The following is a 17,474-nucleotide window of genomic DNA, read 5'->3' as shown; positions in this document are numbered from 1 at the left end:
CCCGGAATCGGTTTTGCAGGATGATAAAAAATGCAGAAATAACAGCATATCAGACAGGGCCCCGGCGTCGCTGACAAGTATCAGCTTTGCGGCCACCAGAAGCCGATACCGGCGACGCCCTGGCCGCCTCGATGACGGGCTTCCCGCAGATCACCGGGCGACAGCCCACCGAGGGCAAATACCGGCAGCGCCGCTTCGGACACCAGATCGGTAAAGGCCGGCCAGCCTAGCGTGGGCGCATCCGGGTGACTTTGCGTGGGTTTTACTGGCCCCAAAGTCACGTAGTCCGCTCCGATCGCCGTTGCATGATCGATTTGGCGCCGGTCATGACATGAAACCCCCAGCCAGACATCCTGCGGAACCGGTCGGGCCGAGAGCCCGGCTGCCTCACGCCAGGGCAGGTGCAGGCCCCGGGCATCGGGTGTGGCGCGGAATACCTCGGGGCCGCCGTGGACAATCAGGGCAGCTCCAGACTTTTCACACACCGGCAACGCTTTCGCCGCCAACTCCCGATAGGCCTGCGCACTCATGGTCGGTGCCCGGAGCACCACCAGGGGTGGCCTGGCAATTTCAAGGCCTGCCAGAAGGCGCGCAACCGCCTGATCCGTATCACTCGCTTCTCCGGTGATCGCAAGCTGACGGGGCAACCGCAGGGCGCGAATGATCGGCCGGTTGGCAGCGGGAAAATCCTCATCCTGAAGCTGCTCAGGGGCAAGCCACTCAACCGGCTGCCCCTCACATCCCTTTGCTTCGCCTTCGGCGGCTCTGGTTTCCCAGACGTCCAGGAAAACCCGCTTGTCCCCGTAGTCGTGGCGAATGCCGATAACAGGCTCCAGGGAGGCCTCAGGCACCCGGAGACCGGTCTCTTCGGCAATCTCACGTACCATTGCCGCCTGAACGCTCTCCCCCGGCTCCACCTTGCCCCCGGGAAACTCAAGCAAGCCCCCCTGATGGACATGGTCCGGCCGCCGGGCAATCAGCACCCGTCCATCCCGGACAATAACCGCGACGGCAACGTGGACTTCTTTAACCCGGGCTTCCGACGCAGACATGATCAGGTGCGGTACTCGGCGTTGATGGTGACGTAATCGTGGGAGAAGTCACAGGTCCATACCGTCTCCCGAACACCACCCCGCTTGAGATCAATGGCAATGGTGATCTCTTCCCGGTCCATCACCGCCTGTCCGCGGGCTTCCGAGTAGTCATCTGCCCTGCCACCGTTGCGGACCAGACAGACATCGCCCAGATGGATCTCCAGGGCGTTGAGGTCCAGCCCGTCGACACCGGCGCGCCCCACCGCTGCCAGGATCCGGCCCCAGTTCGGATCCGAGGCGAACAGTGCGGTTTTGACCAGCGGGGAATGCGCCACGGTATAGGCCACATCCAGCGCTTCCTGCTGGCTGGCCGCGCCGCTGACATCGATGGTGACAAACTTGGTTGCACCCTCGCCGTCGCGGACGATGGCGTGGGCCAGTTCCAGATAGACTTTTTGCAGCGCCTCCCGAAGCTTGGGCAGCGACGGGCTGGACGCCGTAATCTCGGGGCCGGAGTACTGACCACTGGCCATCAGCATGCAGGCATCGTTGGTGGAGGTATCACCATCGATGGTAATGCGGTTAAAGGATTGCTCTCCCAGCTCCGAGGCGAGCGTCTGCAGCAGCTCGGGCGCAATCCGGGCATCGGTGGCAATGAAGCCAAGCATGGTTGCCATGTTGGGGCGAATCATGCCCGCGCCCTTGCTAATGCCGGAGATGGTCACCGTATGGCCATCGAGTTCCACCTGACAGGAGGCACCTTTGGGGCGGGTGTCCGTGGTCATGATGCCACTGGCGGCTTCAGCCCAGCGATTCTCGGCCGTGTTCGCCAACGCCTCCGGAAGGGCACCAACAATCTTCTGGACCGGCAGCGGCTCGCCAATCACCCCAGTGGAAAACGGCAGAATCTCGGCCTCCGTCACGCCCGCCTGAGTTGCCAGGGCCTGGCAGCAGGCAACCGCATCCCGCATACCCTGCTCACCGGTACCGGCGTTGGCATTGCCGGTATTGATCAAGAGGAACCTGGGCGAGGTCGCGGCCAGATGGCGGCGGCTGAGGGTAACCGGGGCCGCACAGAACTGGTTCTTCGTGAAGATACCGGCAACCCGGCTTTCAGGGGCCAGTTCGAACACAACCACGTCCTTGCGCCCAGGCTTCTTGATGCCGGCGCTGGCAATACCAATCTTTACCCCGGCCACCGGGTGAAACTCAGGTAAGGTTCCCGGACCTACCGCCATTCTGCCACTCCTCTTTTCTAGGGATCGGTTCTAACGATCACAACACCCACTGGAAACGAAAAAACCCGCAGCCCACCAGTCCTGGCTGGCAGATTGCGGGTTCCGATGGTGTGATCAGTTCTCTGAATCAGCTGACCTTGCCATGACACTGCTTGTACTTCTTGCCGGACCCGCAGGGGCAGGGCTCGTTTCGGCCCACCTTGCGCTCCTGTCGCACAAAGGTTTCCGGAGTCGACTGCCGGGCATCGTCAGCGTTGCCCTCGCCCTGGCTCTGGGCCGTGGCACTGGTCTCATCGTGGCGCAGGCGAGCCTTGGCGAGCTCTTCTTCCAGCTCTTGTTTGCGGCGACGCTCGACTTCTTCCATCTCCTCACGGCTCTGGACACGAACGTGACAGAGCACCCGGGTGACGTCCCGCTTCATGGTATCGAGCATCGTTTCAAACAGGTTGAACGCCTCGCGCTTGTACTCCTGCTTGGGGTTCTTCTGGGCGTAACCCCGCAGATGGATACCCCGGCGCAGATGGTCCATATTGGACAGATGCTCTTTCCACAGGGTATCCAGCACCTGAAGGAATACCTGTTTTTCGAACTTGCGCATGGCCTCTGAGCCGGCGATTTCTTCCTTGGCTTCGTAGGCGGTCACAATTTCGTCCAGAATCTTCTGGCGCAGGCTTTCCTCAAACAGCTTGGAGTCTTCTTCCAGCCACTTCTGAATCGGCAGATCAATCGCCATCTCGGACTGAAGCTGGGCTTCGAGACCGGCGATGTCCCACTGTTCCGGCATACTCTGGGGCGGGATGTATTCACTGATCAACGAATCAACAACGTCTTCCCGGATGGTCTTGACCATGTCCGAAATGTCGTCGGAAGACATGACTTCGTTGCGCTGGTCGTAGATGACCGTCCGCTGATCGTTAGCCACGTCGTCGTATTCCAGCAGTGTCTTCCGCATATCGAAGTTGCGGCCTTCCACCTTGCGCTGGGATTTCTCAATGGCGTTGGTCACCATCCGGTGTTCAATGGCCTCGCCCTTCTTCATGCCCATCGCCTGCATCAGGCTCTTGACCCGGTCAGGGGCAAAGATGCGCATAAGGTTGTCTTCCAGGGAAAGGAAGAACCGTGAGGAGCCGGGATCGCCCTGACGACCGGCACGACCGCGAAGCTGGTTATCAATCCGGCGGGATTCGTGACGCTCGGTACCGATAATGTGCAGGCCGCCAGCCTCAAGAACCTGATTATGGCGCTCGGTCCATTCCGCCTTGACCCGGGCAATCTCCTCTTCCGAGGGGTTCTCCATGGCCGCGACTTCGTGCTCCCAGTTACCGCCTAGCACGATATCGGTACCACGGCCGGCCATGTTGGTGGCGATGGTGACTGCGCCGGGCCGACCCGCCTGGGCGATGATGTGGGCTTCCGATTCGTGCTGCTTGGCGTTCAGGATCTTGTGTTCGATCCGTGCCTTCTTGAGCAGCATGGAGAGTAGCTCGGAAGCCTCGATAGACGCGGTACCCACCAGGATCGGACGCCCCTCGGCGGTGACATCCTTGATCTCGTCAATGATCGCGTGGAATTTCTCTTCCTGAGTCAGATACACCAGATCATTGTAATCGGTCCGCTGGATCGGCTTGTTGGGCGGAATAACCACCACGTCGAGGCCGTAGATCTGGCGGAATTCGAAGGCCTCGGTATCTGCCGTACCGGTCATACCGGCCAGCTTGTCGTACAGCCGGAAATAGTTCTGGAAGGTGGTGGAAGCGAGCGTCTGGCTTTCGGCCTGGATTTTGACGCCTTCTTTGGCCTCAACTGCCTGGTGCAGGCCCTCGCTCCAGCGACGACCCGGCATGGTACGCCCGGTATGCTCGTCAACAATGACCACTTGGCCGCCCTGAACAATGTAGTCCACGTCTTTCTGGAACAGATGGTGGGCGCGCAGTGCGGAGTGCACGTGATGCAACAGGCTGAGGTTGGCCGCGGAATACAGGCTCTCCCCTTCTTTCAGAAGGCCACGCTCAAGCAGCAGTTCCTCAACTTTCTCGTGACCGCCTTCCGTCAGTTCGACCTGGCGGGACTTTTCGTCAATGGTGAAGTCGCCGTTAGGCTCGCCTTCTTCTGGCACTTCACCTTTTTCCAGGCTGGGAATCAGTTCATTAATGGCCTGGTACAGTTTCGAGCTATCCTCGGCGGCACCGGAGATGATCAGCGGCGTTCTGGCCTCATCAATCAGGATCGAATCCACTTCGTCCACGATCGCGTAGTTCAGCCCCCGCTGGACCTTGTCTTCCGTGCTGAACGCCATGTTGTCGCGCAGATAGTCAAAGCCGAATTCGTTGTTGGTGCCGTAGGTGATATCCGCCTGGTATGCAGCACGCTTTTCCTCCGCCGGCTGGCCCGAGGCAACCACACCCACCTGCATTCCGAGGAAGCGATACAGCTTGCCCATCCAGTCCGCGTCACGACGGGCCAGGTAATCGTTCACGGTTACAACATGGACGCCCTTGCCGGACAGCGCGTTGAGATACACAGAAGCGGTTGCAACCAGGGTCTTGCCCTCACCGGTTTTCATTTCCGCGATCCGGCCTTCGTGGAGGGTAATACCCCCGATCAGCTGGACATCATAATGGCGCATGCCCATAACCCGGCGGCCAGCTTCACGCACGGTGGCAAAGGCTTCGGGCAGCAGGGCGTCAAGGGATTCGCCCTCGTCGATCCGGCGACGGAACTCCGCGGTCTTGCCTTGCAACTCGGAGTCGGACAGATTGCCATACTGCTCTTCAAGCTCATTAATGCGTATGACAGCCTTACGCATTCTCTTGATTTCTCTGGCGTTTTTACTGCCGAACATCTTGGTTGCAAGCTTTGTGAACATAGACCACTGCTTCTTTGATTAAACGGAGGAAGCCGGCATTCTAACCTTATTTTGTAACAGGACAAAAGGCAGGCCTCACACAGGCGCCATAAGTCGCCGATGAGGCACCGAATTCACGGATACAAACTGGCCGGGCGCCGAATGGCGGAGAGGTTCTGAAGGCGGGTGAGCCGGAACCGGATCAGCGGCTCGCCCGTTTGATATAGGTTTCCGGGTTTTCAGACTTGCCATTCCGGATGACTTCGAAGTGCACATGGGGGCCGGTTGAGCGCCCGGTGCTGCCCATGAGCGCCACTACCTGGCCCTTCTGGACAACATCACCCACCTTTACCTTGATAGTCTTGCAGTGGGCATAACGGGTGATCAAACCATCACCATGGTCGACTTCCACGAGGTTCCCGTAGCCATAGCGCTCCCCGGCGTAGGTCACCACACCACCGGCGACCGAGATAATATCGCTGCCATCCTTGCCGGCCAGATCAACCCCGGCATGCCAGGTGCGCTTGCCGGTAAACGGATCAGAACGGTAGCCGTACTTGGAAGACAGCCAACCCCAGGTTATCGGGCGACCTTCAAGATAAAGCTCATCCTCAAGCCGCTTGCTGGATGCCAGCTGATCCAGTAACCGCAATTGCTGTTCACGGTCCTCGATCCGCCACTCCATTTCTTCGATCATGCGAGTCAGCTCAGGCGCGGAAAAGGAATCACCGGACAAGGCGTCTTCCGGGCCACCCACAGCGGCCGGCTGATCGAAGTTGAATTCATCGCTGGCCACCAGGCCGGATTCCACAAACCTCTGCCCCAGGGCATCCAGGCGCAACAGACGGCCCTGAATCTCGCCCAGACGCAGCGTCAGCGCATCAACCTGTTGCTGGACGTTCTCTTCAATACTGGCCAGCTCCGCCTTCTGCTCTGCCAGTTTTAGCTGCCACTCGGCCACCAGCTCGGAGTTGGTGGGCTCTCTGGCCTCAACCTGCTCAACGGCCATCTGATAACCTGCCCAGCCAGCGGCGACTAGCAGGGAAAGCACTAAAAAGAGCAGGCCGACGGCAAGCGTACTGTTGATCGACAATACACGGGACTTTCCGTGGTGTTTGCCAACGAGAATAATGTTCATATCGTCATCTGGTTTCATCGTTGAGCCGCAACCGCATCCTGTAGCGTTGCGCCCCGGAAAAATCCGAAGGGGGTCTGCCATCCTTTGGCAACAGCTACATACTGAAAAAATTGCAGCGCCCGGTAGACATACTCATTTATCACAATGTAAAACGAGTGTAATACAGGCACTACGCACAAACCGTGCCGAAGTGTAACCAATCGTAAACGGAGCCGTCGAGTAAAAACGCCGCCATGAAACGGAAAAACGAGCAAAAAATGTCCTTCGACAAGTTTGGCAGGACCCCGGTACTCAAGGATCTCGTTGCAAAGGCCGAACTCCACCGACAGGCGGAGGAGGAAGTTCTGGCGGCCCTTCCGCAGGATCTGGTCAAAGGGACACGCTTTGTCAGCTGCAAGGACGGCGAACTGGTACTGACCGCCGAAACCGCCGGCAAAGCCAGTCAGATCCGGTTTCGCCAACACGAGATCATGGAGAAGCTTCGAGAGAACGAACTATTCCGGTTCGTCTGGAAACTGAAGGTCAAGGTTGCCCCGCCCAGATTCCGGGAAAAGCCGGTGTTCAAAAAAGAGCCCTTGAGCAAAGAAAATGCCCGGCTCCTCAAAGAGGAAGCCGGGCACACGAAGGATAAAGCATTACGCGAGGTTCTCGAAAAACTCGCTAGCCACGTCAGGGATTAAAGCGTCCGGCTTTAACCCGCCGCCAGCACAGGCTTCATATAGGAAATCGGGGCAGTGGCTTCGTCATCAAAGGTAACCACTTCCCAGGCGTCCTCTTCTGCCCTGAGCTTGCGCAACAGCTTGTTGTTCAGATCGTGGCCGGATTTGATACCACGGAATTCACCAATCAGGCTATTGCCCAACTGATAAAGGTCACCGATGGCATCAAGCAGCTTGTGCTTAACGAATTCGTCGTCATAGCGCAGCCCGTCTTCGTTGAGGATCTTGTAGTCATCAACGACGATGGCGTTATCCACACTGCCACCAAGGGCGAGGTTCATGGCACGCAATTTTTCGATGTCACGCATGAACCCGAAGGTCCTCGCGCGGCTCACTTCCTTCACAAAGGAGGTGCTGGAAAAATCGACGGTTGCAGTCTGGGCGCGGCCTTTGAACACCGGGTGATCAAAGTCGATTCCGAAGCTGACCTTGAAGCCTTCGAATGGCAGCAGAGTCGCTTTCTTGTCACCTTCCTCAACCGTTACCTCACGCTTGATTCGGATAAAACGCTTGGCTGCGTCCTGCTCGGCAATACCGGCGGACTGCAGAAGAAACACAAATGGACCGGCAGAGCCGTCCATGATGGGCACTTCCGCGGCGCTAAGCTCGACGAAACAGTTATCAATCCCGAGACCAGCCATGGCCGAGAGCAGATGCTCTACCGTCGCCACACGGACACCGTTTTTTACCAGCGTCGTGGACAGCATGGTCTCACCCACATTTTCCGCACAGGCACGAATCTCAACCATGGGGTCCAGATCGGTACGGCGGAAGATGATACCGGAGTCCACCGGGGCAGGCTTGAGGGTCAGATAAACCTTCTCACCCGAGTGCAAGCCAACACCGGTGGCACGGATGGTGTTTTTTAGTGTCCGTTGTCTGATCATCGGTACATAATTCCGTCACAAAAAGGCGATATTCTAGGCAAAAATCTGCCCGGAGAATATCAGAAAATAAGACTGAATACCATTTAACCAATCCGTTGTTGCTGAATGTTCATCCAGCACGCAACCCATGGCAATCAGTGCACGTATTTACCGGTTTTCGGGTTCCATATTTCGCACACAAACCGGAACCGGATCACAATTGCACCAGATTATCAGTCAGCCTGCCGACGGAGGAATGCGGGAATATCGAGATAGTCGACACCCTGCTCCTCACTGTCCTTGCTCTGGTCGATAGCCACGTTTCCATGGGAAACGGCCCGGCGACGCAGAACGGCAGGACGGTCCAGCTGGTTGTAATCGGTTTTTCCATCCAGGGTGCGGGTATTGTCCACAACCTTTGTTGGCTTCTCGCGATCACCGCCCAGGCCGGTCGCAACAACCGTTACCTTCAGTTCGTCGGTCATTTCAGGATCAATGACGGTACCGACAACAACGGTGGCAGAGTCAGAAGCAAACTCACGCACAATGTCGCCAACCTCGGAGAATTCGCCCAGGTTGAGATCCATGCCCGCGGTAATGTTGACCAGAATACCCTTGGCACCCTGCAGGTTGATGTCTTCCAGCAGCGGGCTGCGAACGGCCGCTTCGGCGGCTTCCCGCGCACGGTTTTCGCCAGTGGCGCGAGCGGTGCCCATCATCGCCATACCCATCTCAGACATAACCGTCTTCACGTCGGCAAAGTCGACGTTGATCATACCGTTGCGGGTAATCAGATCAGCGATACCCTGAACTGCGCCCAGAAGCACATCGTTAGCTGCGGCAAATGCGTCCAGCAGGCTGGTTTTCTTGCCCATGACCGCCAGCAGCTTTTCATTGGGAATGGTAATCAGGGAATCCACGCTTTCTTCCAGCTCTTTCAGGCCGGATTCGGCAACGCTCATGCGCTTGCCGCCTTCAAACATGAAAGGCTTGGTGACAACGGCAACGGTCAGAATGCCCAGTTCGCGGGCCACTTCCGCCACAATCGGCGCAGCACCGGTGCCTGTACCACCGCCCATGCCCGCGGTAATGAAAACCATGTCCGCGCCCTTAATGGCTTCGGCGATACGATCACGGTCCTCCAGAGCAGACTGGCGACCGACCTCCGGATTGGCGCCGGCACCCAGTCCCTTGGTGATGTTGCCACCGAGCTGGATGATCTGACGCGCGTCCATATCGGTCAGCGCCTGGGCATCTGTGTTGGCGCAGATGAATTCCACACCTTCGATGTCGCTGTTAAGCATATGGCGAACGGCGTTGCCGCCACCACCGCCTACACCGACGACTTTAATGACAGCGTTTTGCTGGACATTATCGACGAGTTCAAACATTTCCCCTACTCCTTCGTGCTGTTTTCAGCCCTTGTTCCGGGCTGTTTGTTCGAGATTGTGTTTTCGAGATACCTTCGTGTACTAACTACCCGGTTCCGTCAGAAATGACCGGTAAACCAGGCTTTCATGCGCTCAAACAGCGAGGGTGCATCTTCACCCTTGAGCACCGGTGCCCGCCCCAGATCCATCTGGCGGAAACCATGAATCAACAACCCAACGCCAGTGGCGTAGATCGGATTGTTGACCACCTCCGTCATGCCGGAGACTGCCTGCGGACAGGCCAGCCTTACCGGCATGTGGAAGATCTCTTCGGCCAGTTCCACCACACCTTCCATGGTGGAGGAACCGCCGGTTATAACGATGCCTGCCGGAATCAGATCCTCGAACCCGGACCGGCGCAATTCTGACTGCACCAGAGTGAACAGCTCCTCATAGCGCGGCTCCACCACCTCGGCCAGGGCCTGCCTGGACAGATCCCGCGGCGCGCGATCGCCAACACTGGGCACCTTGATGGTTTCATCCGCACCGGCCAGCTGGGTCAGTGCACAGGCATACTTGATCTTGATTTCTTCAGCATTCTGGGTGGGTGTGCGCAACGCCATCGCGATGTCGTTGGTCACCTGGTCGCCGGCAATCGGAATCACCGCCGTGTGTCGAATAGCGCCGCCGGTAAACACCGCAATGTCGGTGGTGCCGCCACCGATATCCACCACACAGACCCCGAGTTCCTTTTCGTCTTCGGTGAGGATGGCGTGACTGGATGCCAGCTGCTCCAGGATGATGTCATCCACCTCAAGACCACAGCGCTTCACGCACTTCTCAATGTTCTGGGCGGCATTCACCGCACAGGTCACCAGGTGCACCTTTGCTTCCAGACGCACGCCGGACATACCCATTGGTTCCTTGATGCCTTCCTGGCTGTCGATCACGAATTCCTGGGGCAAAATGTGAAGAATCTTTTGGTCCGCAGGAATCGCAACCGCCTGGGCGGCATCGATCACCCGGTCAATGTCGGCCTGGGTGACCTCACGATCACGGATGGCAACAATTCCGTGGGAGTTCAGGCTCTTGATATGGCTTCCGGCAATGCCCGCATACACCGAGTGAATGCGGCACCCGGCCATCAATTCCGCCTCTTCCACCGCGCGCTGAATGGCCTGGACAGTGGTTTCGATATTCACCACCACCCCACGCTTGAGGCCCCGGGAAGGATGGGAACCAATGCCCACCACTTCGATGGTGCCGTCCATCTTGCGCTTGCCGACAATCGCAACCACCTTCGAGGTTCCGATATCGAGGCCGACAATCATGTTTTCCGTTTCAACCGATGACATGTGTTCCACCAAACCGTAGGTCTGAATTAACCGTTGCTATGATTTTGGGCTGGAGGCTGTCTCAACAGCTTTCCACTTGACCGCCACACCATTGGTGTAACGGGCATCCACCCGACTGACTTCGTCCGACCTTGCTGCCAGCCGGTTTTCATAAACCGTGATAAACCGCTCGAACCGTTGTTCCACCTGGTCCCGGCCAAGCACCACTTCGATGCCATTGGCCAGTTGCAGGGTCCAGGCGCCCCGATGTTCCAGAGCCAGGCCCGAAAACCCGAGACCCCGGGCAACCAGCTTGTCACTCATGGTCCGCGCCATATTGATCACATCCCGCACTCTTTCATCGGGCCCGGCGAGTCGCGGCAACCGACCTGCAACTTCCGGATTGGACGGCGCGAACAGCTCGCCGGTCCGGCTGACCAGGCGCCCGTCGGTCCAGTAGGCCAGCGGCTTCTTCTCCCGGATGTCGATGACCAGCCGGTCCGGCCACACCCGACGCACTGCGGCGGACTCAACCCAAGGCCGGCGCTCCAGGCTCTCCTTGATTTCCGAAAGATCCGTGGCGAAATAGCTCTTGCCGATCCAGTCGCCAGCAGCGCGCTCGATGGCTACCCGGCTGTCGCCCACAAAATCGCCTTTTACATCCACCGCCAGGATCTGCTGATCCATGGCACCCAGCACCTTGCCGGTACCCCAGGGCACCAGAGCGGCCAACAGTACAATCACGGCGCCCATGCCCACCTGAAGCCAGGGCACAGCCGCCAGCACACCCTTCAACACGCCAAACCGGTCCCGCTCAGGGCCGAGGGACGTTGCCCCCCGGCGCCGCGGTGGCTCGGACGGTGTCGCCCGGCTCCGGATCAGCAGTGTCTCAAGCATCGGCGCCCTCCAGGGTGTCCTTCAGTATCCGGACCACGAGCTCCTCAAAACTGATTCCTGCCGCCCTTGCCGCCATGGGCACGAGGCTGTGGTCGGTCATCCCGGGCACGGTATTCACTTCCAGGAGCCAGAACTGGCCGTCGCTGTCCTGCATAATGTCGACCCGGCCCCAGGTCCGGCAGCCGACAACCCGGAACGCATCCAGTGCCAGGTGCTGGAGGCGAACTTCGTCCTCAGGCGCGAGGCCACAGGGAATTTGATAGCGGGTGTCGTCCGCCAGGTACTTGGCGTCGTAATCGTAAAAGACGTGGTCGGTGCTGGCGCTCAGGCCAATGGCCGGAAGCGCCTGGTCCTGCAGCAGGCTGACGGTGAACTCCGGCCCCTCGATCCACTCCTCCACCAATACCAGGCTGTCCAGCGCGGCCGCGGCTTCGTACGCGTCTGCCAATTCTGCGGCGGTATACACTTTTCGGATGCCGATACTGGAGCCTTCCCGGGAAGGCTTCACGCTCAGTGGCACCCGCAGTTCGCCGATAATCTGGTTCGCCTGGTCTGCACCGGACATGGTCCGGAACTTCGGCGTTGGCAGGCCGCAACCTTCGAGCACGTATTTCGTTCTGAGCTTGTCCATGGCCAGAGCGGAGGCCAGCACATCACTGCCGGTGTACGGAATACCTGCCTGGGCGAGAATGGCCTGCAGGGTACCGTCCTCGCCGCCCCGGCCATGCAGCGCAATGAACACCCGGTCAAAATCAGGGTTGTCAACGGTTCTCAGCAAGCAGCCGCGGACATCCATCGCAAAGGCATCCACGCCGGCCGACACCAGCGCCGCCAGCACCGCCTTGCCGCTCTTCAGGGACACTTCCCGCTCGGCGGAATCGCCGCCCATGAAGACCGCAACCCTTCCGAGCGCCCTCACGAGTTCGGGATCTGCCTGATAGGTCTGTGCTTCGGTATGATGCATTTCACTCACCCGCAATCACTCCTGCGGCCGCCAGCCGCGAAGCCACACCACCGATATCGCCGGCTCCCTGGGTTATCAGAAGGTCGCCATCCTGCAGGACATTGGCCAGCAGGGATTCAATTTCACGGTTGTCCTCGACAAAGACCGGCTCCACCTGGCCACGCTGCCGAATACTGCGACACAGGGCCCGGCCGTCGGCACCCGGAATCGCCGGTTCGCCGGCGGAATAAACATCCATCAGCAGTAAGCCGTCCACCTCCGACAGCACCCGGACAAAGTCCTCATAAAGGTCACGGGTCCGGGTAAAGCGGTGCGGCTGGTAAAGCATGACCAGACGACGATCCGGCCAGGCATCGTGTGCCGCGCGAATAACTGCCTCCACTTCCGTCGGGTGATGCCCGTAATCGTCTACCAACGTCACCGTGCCCTTGGGTGTCTTGTAATCGCCGTAAACCTGGAACCGGCGCCCGACCCCGGCAAAGCCAGCCAGTCCGCGACAGATCGCATCATCGGCAACGCCCTCGTCTGTGGCCACGGCAATAGCCGCCAGCGCGTTCAGTACATTGTGTCGGCCCGGCATTTTCAGCTCGACTGTCAGATCACTACGACCGGCCGGACGCTTCACCACAAAGTGGGTCCGCAAACCATCGGAATTGATGCTCTCGGCCCGGTAATCCGCCTCCGGGTTTTCGATGCCGTAGGTAATAATCGCCCGGGAAATCCGGGGAATAATCTCCTGAACGTAACCATCATCCACACACATCACCGCAACACCGTAAAACGGCAGGTTGTGCAGGAAATCCACGAAGGTCTGCTTCAGTTTCTCGACATCGCCGCCGTAGGTGTCCATGTGGTCCGCTTCGATGTTGGTCACCACTGAAATCACCGGCGTCAGGTGCAGGAAAGACGCATCGCTCTCATCGGCCTCTGCCACCAGATAGCGGGACCCTCCCAGTTGGGCATTGGTGCCGGCACTGTTCAGCTTGCCGCCAATCACGAAGGTCGGGTCCAGACCCGCCTCGCCCAGAATGGATGCAATCAGGCTGGTGGTCGTGGTCTTGCCATGGGTTCCGGCCACCGCGATGCCGTGCCGGTAGCGCATGATTTCCGCAAGCATTTCTGCCCTGGGGACGATCGGCACCCGGCGACTGCGAGCGGCCATGACTTCCGGGTTTTCCGCCGATACCGCTGAAGAAACCACAACAACATCAGCACTGGCGCTGTTCTCTTCCCGGTGGCCGATCTGGACTTCAACGCCCATCGCTTTGAGGCGATCCGTCACAGCCCCCTCTTTGAGATCCGATCCGGAAACGTCGTAGCCCTGGTTCTTGAGAACCTCGGCGATGCCGCTCATCCCTGCACCACCAATCCCCACAAAGTGGATGTGACGGATCCGGCGCATTTCAGGCACCTGATAGACCAGGGGTGGATTGGTTGCATCAGCCATTGGCGGCCTCCAGACAGTAATTCACGACTCTCTCCGTTGCATCAGGGCGGGCCAGCGTTCGCGCGGCCTTCGCCATATCAGTTACCCGGCTGCGATCCCGGGCCAGATCGCCCAGGGTTTCCGCCAGCACCGCCGGGGTCATCTTTGATTGGGGGATCAGGATGGCCGCTTTTGCCGTCACCATCTGTTGACCGTTTTTCGTCTGGTGGTCATCCACGGCGTGGGGAAACGGCACCAGTACCGCTCCGATGCCTGCCGCACACAATTCGGAAACCGTCAGCGCACCGGCCCGACATAGCACCAGGTCTGCCCATTGATAGGCTTCAGCCATGTCCTTGATAAACGGCTCCACGTTGGCTTCAACCCCGTGTTGCTCATAGGCCTGCCGGGCCGCATCTGCGTGACGTTCACCGCACTGGTGGCGAACCAAGGGTCGATCAGCTTCCGGCAACATGGCCAGCGCCTCGGGCAGCTGCTCGTTGAAAACCTGGGCGCCAAGACTGCCGCCAATCACCAACAACCTCAGGGCACCTTCGCGCCCTGCCAGCCGCTGTTCGGGCACCGGCAGGGCCGCGAGATCCTCGCGAACCGGATTGCCGGTGCAGCGGGTGACGACTTTCGGCCCGAAGCTGCCCGGGAACGCCTCCAGCACGGTTTCTGCAAATCTCACCAGAATCCGGTTGGTCATGCCGGCAATGGCGTTTTGCTCATGAATCACCAGCGGTGTCCGGCTCAGCCAGGCGGCCACGCCACCGGGCCCGGTGACGAACCCACCCATACCCACGACACAATCCGGGCGGATCCGTCGCAGGATGGTGAACGCCTCGCCCAGTGCCCGCATCAGACGAAACGGCGCCAGCACCAGAGCAAGCTTGCCCTTGCCCCGCAAACCGGAAATATGAATCAGTGACAGTGGAATGTCGGTTTCCCCGATCAGCCTCTGCTCCATGCCACCACTGGCGCCAAGCCAGTACACCTGGTGACCACGGGCCTCAAGTGCCCGTGCCGTCGCCAGGGCCGGGAACACGTGCCCGCCGGTACCGCCGGCCATCATCAGGAAGCGACGCTGTTCAGTCATACACCGCACCTCCCCGCGTCTTCGGACCGGTTTTCTCTCGGGCCAGCTTTTCCTGATCCAGGCGCTCCATCTCCACACGGGCAAGCACGCCAATGCAAATACAGGTAATCATCAGACTGGATCCACCGTAGCTCACCAGCGGCAGAGTCAACCCCTTGGTTGGCAGAAGCCCGGTGCTGACCGCCATGTTTATCCCTGACTGCAAGCCGATCAGCAGGGTCAGCCCATAGGCAAAACACGCGCCGAACGGCATGTCCGCCTTCTCGGCCCGGCGGGCAATGACGAACCCGGTCACTACCAGCAGGGTGAACAGACTAAGTACCAGCAAGGATCCCAGGAGACCGAACTCTTCGGCGATAATGGCGAAGATGAAGTCGGTGTGGGCCTCTGGCAGATAGAACAGCTTCTGGATGGAATTGCCCAGGCCTACACCGCCCCAGTCCCCGCGACCAAACGCGATCAGCGACTGGGTCAACTGGTAACCACTGTCGAACTGGTCTTTCCAGGGATCGAGATAGCTGACGACCCGCTTCAGACGGTAGGGCTGGGTAACGATCAGAATGGCACCAAGAACCACCAGTGTACCGATCAGGGGTACAAACCGGCTAAGCCGCACACCGTTCAGGAAGATCATGCCTGCCGCTGCTGTCACCAGGACCACAGTGGCACCAAAGTCCGGCTGGATGACCAGCAGAACCGAGGCCAGACCAAGAACTACCAGCGGCTTGAGGAAACCCGGCCAGGTATTGAGCAGTTCGTTCCGGCGACGGACCACGTAACCTGCCAGGTAAGCAATCAGGCAGAGTTTTGCCACTTCCGACACCTGGACGTTAAACAGACCAAACGGGATCCAGCGGGTGGAGCCGTTAACGGTACGTCCCAGAGGCGTAAGTACCAGAACAAGAGCCAGCAGACCAATGCCCAGGAGCAACCAGCCACTGCGCTCCCACCAGGCTACCGGAACGTTGACGGCGACCAGCGCCAGCAGGCAACCAAGACCGGCAAACATCAGCTGGCGAATCACATAGTGGTAGCTGTTACCCATGGTTTCCGCAGCCATATCCATGGATGCCGAGGAAATCATGACAACGCCCATCACCAGCAAGGCGACCGAACTGATCACCAGCATGGGCAGAGGCTGGACTTCACCAAGCCATTGATTCCGGTTCCGGAGGGAAAGATCTGCGTGCATCACAGGGCCTCCACCAGAGAACGGAACTGGTCACCGCGATCGAGATAATCACGGAACATGTCAAAGCTCGCGCAGGCGGGCGAAAGCAATACCCGATCCCCGGGCACCGCCAGCTCAGCGGAACGGGCGACCGCCTCGGCGAGGCTACCCATCCGATGAACTGGGATACCGCTGCCCAGCACATCGGCGATGGCCGGCGCATCGCGACCGATCAACAACACAGCCCGGCAATACAGGGCTATGGGCGCTTCCAGGGCGGTGAAATCGGCACCTTTGCCGTCACCACCCGCGATCAACACGACTTTGCCATTGTCCGGTGCAAGGCTTTCAATGGCGGCCACTGTGGCTCCGACATTGGTGCCCTTGGAATCATTGATGAAATCCACATCATTCAGCCGGCGCACAAACTCGCAGCGATGCGGCAGCCCCGGAAATTCACGGGCGACCGTCAGCATCACATCCATGGGCAGCCCGGCGGCATGGCCCAGTGCCAGAGCGGCCATCACGTTGCTGATATTGTGATGCCCCATCAGCTTCAGCTCGCTGGCCAACAGAAGGTTATCGAAGCCAAAGGTAATCCAGGTTCCCTGGTCATCGTCCCGGGTGCTGAACGTTTCTGGGTTCACCCGGTGAAAACCGAAGCACAGGAACCTCATGGTGTCCCTTGCCATGGGGGTACTCAGGGCGTCGTCCAGATTAACAATCGCGTTTTTGCAGCCCCGGAAAATCCGCTGTTTGGCCTGGAAGTAGGCCATCTTGTTCGGATAACGATCCATGTGATCGTCACTGACGTTCAGTACCGTCGCCGCGAGGGCGTTCAGTTCATCGGTGGTCTCAAGCTGGAAACTCGACAGCTCGAGTACATACAGGTCGGCGCCCTGCCCCAGAAGATCCAGCGCCGGGGTGCCGATGTTGCCGCCGACAGCGACTTTCCGGCCCGCCGCTTTTGCCATCTCACCCACCAGGGTGGTGACGGTGGTTTTTCCATTCGAGCCGGTGATCGCAACGATGGGCGCATCGGCCGCCTCGGCGAATAGATCAATGTCACCGCGGATTCTTGCTCCCTGGCGTGCGGCGGCGGCAATGGCAGGCTCCGCGATGCTGATCCCGGGGCTCACCACCAACTCGTTAAAACCGGCAAACAGTTCTTTGTCAAAGGTGCCCAGATGGACCGGAATATCCGGCCAGCCTGCCTTCAGCTGATCAAGGCCCGGAGGAGCCGTGCGGCTATCGGCCACAGCTACGTCCCGCCCCTGTTCGGACAGATAGCGCACGCAGGAAAGCCCGGTTTTACCGAGCCCTACGACCAGTGTGCGACGATCCGAAACAATGACACTCATAGTTGCAGCGAT

General features: G+C 59.2%; 14 protein-coding genes. 1 reads left to right on the top strand and 13 read right to left on the bottom strand.

The genetic code is table 11. The features are described 5' to 3' along the window. Positions 1 to 80: 80 nt before the first annotated feature. From A8B84_RS20800 to A8B84_RS20785, 4 genes are all read right to left on the bottom strand, one after another. Positions 81 to 1,052: a Nudix family hydrolase gene (locus A8B84_RS20800; RefSeq protein ID WP_064227018.1), complete on the bottom strand. Its 972-nt coding sequence runs from the start codon at positions 1,050 to 1,052 to the stop codon at positions 81 to 83. 2 nt (positions 1,053 to 1,054) lie between these two features. Next, complete coding sequence (argJ, locus tag A8B84_RS20795; protein ID WP_064227017.1) at positions 1,055 to 2,272, bottom strand: bifunctional glutamate N-acetyltransferase/amino-acid acetyltransferase ArgJ; 1,218 nt, start codon at positions 2,270 to 2,272, stop codon at positions 1,055 to 1,057. 127 nt (positions 2,273 to 2,399) lie between these two features. Beyond that, positions 2,400 to 5,138, bottom strand: a complete 2,739-nt coding sequence (gene secA / locus A8B84_RS20790; protein ID WP_064227016.1) for a preprotein translocase subunit SecA — start codon at positions 5,136 to 5,138, stop codon at positions 2,400 to 2,402. A 181-nt stretch (positions 5,139 to 5,319) separates the two neighbouring features. Then, on the bottom strand, positions 5,320 to 6,273 hold the full coding sequence (locus A8B84_RS20785) for a M23 family metallopeptidase (protein WP_064227015.1): 954 nt from the start codon (positions 6,271 to 6,273) through the stop codon (positions 5,320 to 5,322). A gap of 215 nt (positions 6,274 to 6,488) precedes the next feature. On the opposite strand from A8B84_RS20785, the gene A8B84_RS20780 reads away from it, so the two are divergent. After that, on the top strand, positions 6,489 to 6,935 hold the full coding sequence (locus tag A8B84_RS20780; protein ID WP_064227014.1) for a DUF721 domain-containing protein: 447 nt from the start codon (positions 6,489 to 6,491) through the stop codon (positions 6,933 to 6,935). Between the two features lie 11 nt (positions 6,936 to 6,946). Here the strand turns inward: A8B84_RS20780 and lpxC are convergent, their stop codons facing one another. The 9 genes from lpxC to murD all read right to left on the bottom strand — a co-directional run bounded on the left by lpxC (position 6,947) and on the right by murD (position 17,462). After that, positions 6,947 to 7,861: a UDP-3-O-acyl-N-acetylglucosamine deacetylase gene (gene lpxC, locus A8B84_RS20775; RefSeq protein ID WP_008176497.1), complete on the bottom strand. Its 915-nt coding sequence runs from the start codon at positions 7,859 to 7,861 to the stop codon at positions 6,947 to 6,949. A 212-nt stretch (positions 7,862 to 8,073) separates the two neighbouring features. Then, positions 8,074 to 9,231 carry a cell division protein FtsZ gene (gene ftsZ / locus A8B84_RS20770; protein ID WP_008176500.1) on the bottom strand — a complete coding sequence of 386 codons (1,158 nt, stop codon included), beginning with the start codon at positions 9,229 to 9,231 and terminating at the stop codon, positions 8,074 to 8,076. A gap of 98 nt (positions 9,232 to 9,329) precedes the next feature. Then, the gene (gene ftsA / locus A8B84_RS20765; RefSeq protein WP_008176504.1) at positions 9,330 to 10,565 is read right to left on the bottom strand and encodes a cell division protein FtsA; all 1,236 of its coding nucleotides are present in this window, start codon (positions 10,563 to 10,565) and stop codon (positions 9,330 to 9,332) included. 36 nt (positions 10,566 to 10,601) lie between these two features. Next, complete coding sequence (locus tag A8B84_RS20760; RefSeq protein ID WP_064227013.1) at positions 10,602 to 11,441, bottom strand: cell division protein FtsQ/DivIB; 840 nt, start codon at positions 11,439 to 11,441, stop codon at positions 10,602 to 10,604. Then, positions 11,434 to 12,405, bottom strand: a complete 972-nt coding sequence (locus tag A8B84_RS20755; protein ID WP_064227012.1) for a D-alanine--D-alanine ligase — start codon at positions 12,403 to 12,405, stop codon at positions 11,434 to 11,436. Before A8B84_RS20755 ends, A8B84_RS20760 begins: the two co-directional genes overlap by 8 nt. A 1-nt stretch (position 12,406) precedes the next feature. Next, positions 12,407 to 13,852, bottom strand: coding sequence for a UDP-N-acetylmuramate--L-alanine ligase (gene murC / locus A8B84_RS20750; protein ID WP_064227011.1), 1,446 nt, complete (start codon positions 13,850 to 13,852; stop codon positions 12,407 to 12,409). Beyond that, positions 13,845 to 14,930 (bottom strand): undecaprenyldiphospho-muramoylpentapeptide beta-N-acetylglucosaminyltransferase, encoded by a 1,086-nt coding sequence (gene murG / locus A8B84_RS20745; RefSeq protein WP_064227010.1) that lies wholly within the window; start codon positions 14,928 to 14,930, stop codon positions 13,845 to 13,847. The genes murC and murG overlap by 8 nt, the downstream gene beginning before the upstream one ends. Next, on the bottom strand, positions 14,923 to 16,122 hold the full coding sequence (ftsW, locus tag A8B84_RS20740) for a putative lipid II flippase FtsW (RefSeq protein ID WP_064227009.1): 1,200 nt from the start codon (positions 16,120 to 16,122) through the stop codon (positions 14,923 to 14,925). The genes murG and ftsW overlap by 8 nt, the downstream gene beginning before the upstream one ends. Next, a complete protein-coding gene (murD, locus tag A8B84_RS20735; protein ID WP_064227008.1) occupies positions 16,122 to 17,462 on the bottom strand; it encodes a UDP-N-acetylmuramoyl-L-alanine--D-glutamate ligase in 1,341 nt (446 codons plus the stop codon). Before murD ends, ftsW begins: the two co-directional genes overlap by 1 nt. Positions 17,463 to 17,474: the final 12 nt, after the last annotated feature.

The sequence above is a fragment of the Marinobacter sp. EhC06 genome (genome assembly GCF_001650915.1).
In the GTDB taxonomy this organism is placed as follows: Bacteria; Pseudomonadota; Gammaproteobacteria; order Pseudomonadales; family Oleiphilaceae; genus Marinobacter.
Note: the sequence above shows the minus strand (reverse complement) of the source record. Positions and strands in the feature narration are given on the sequence as shown.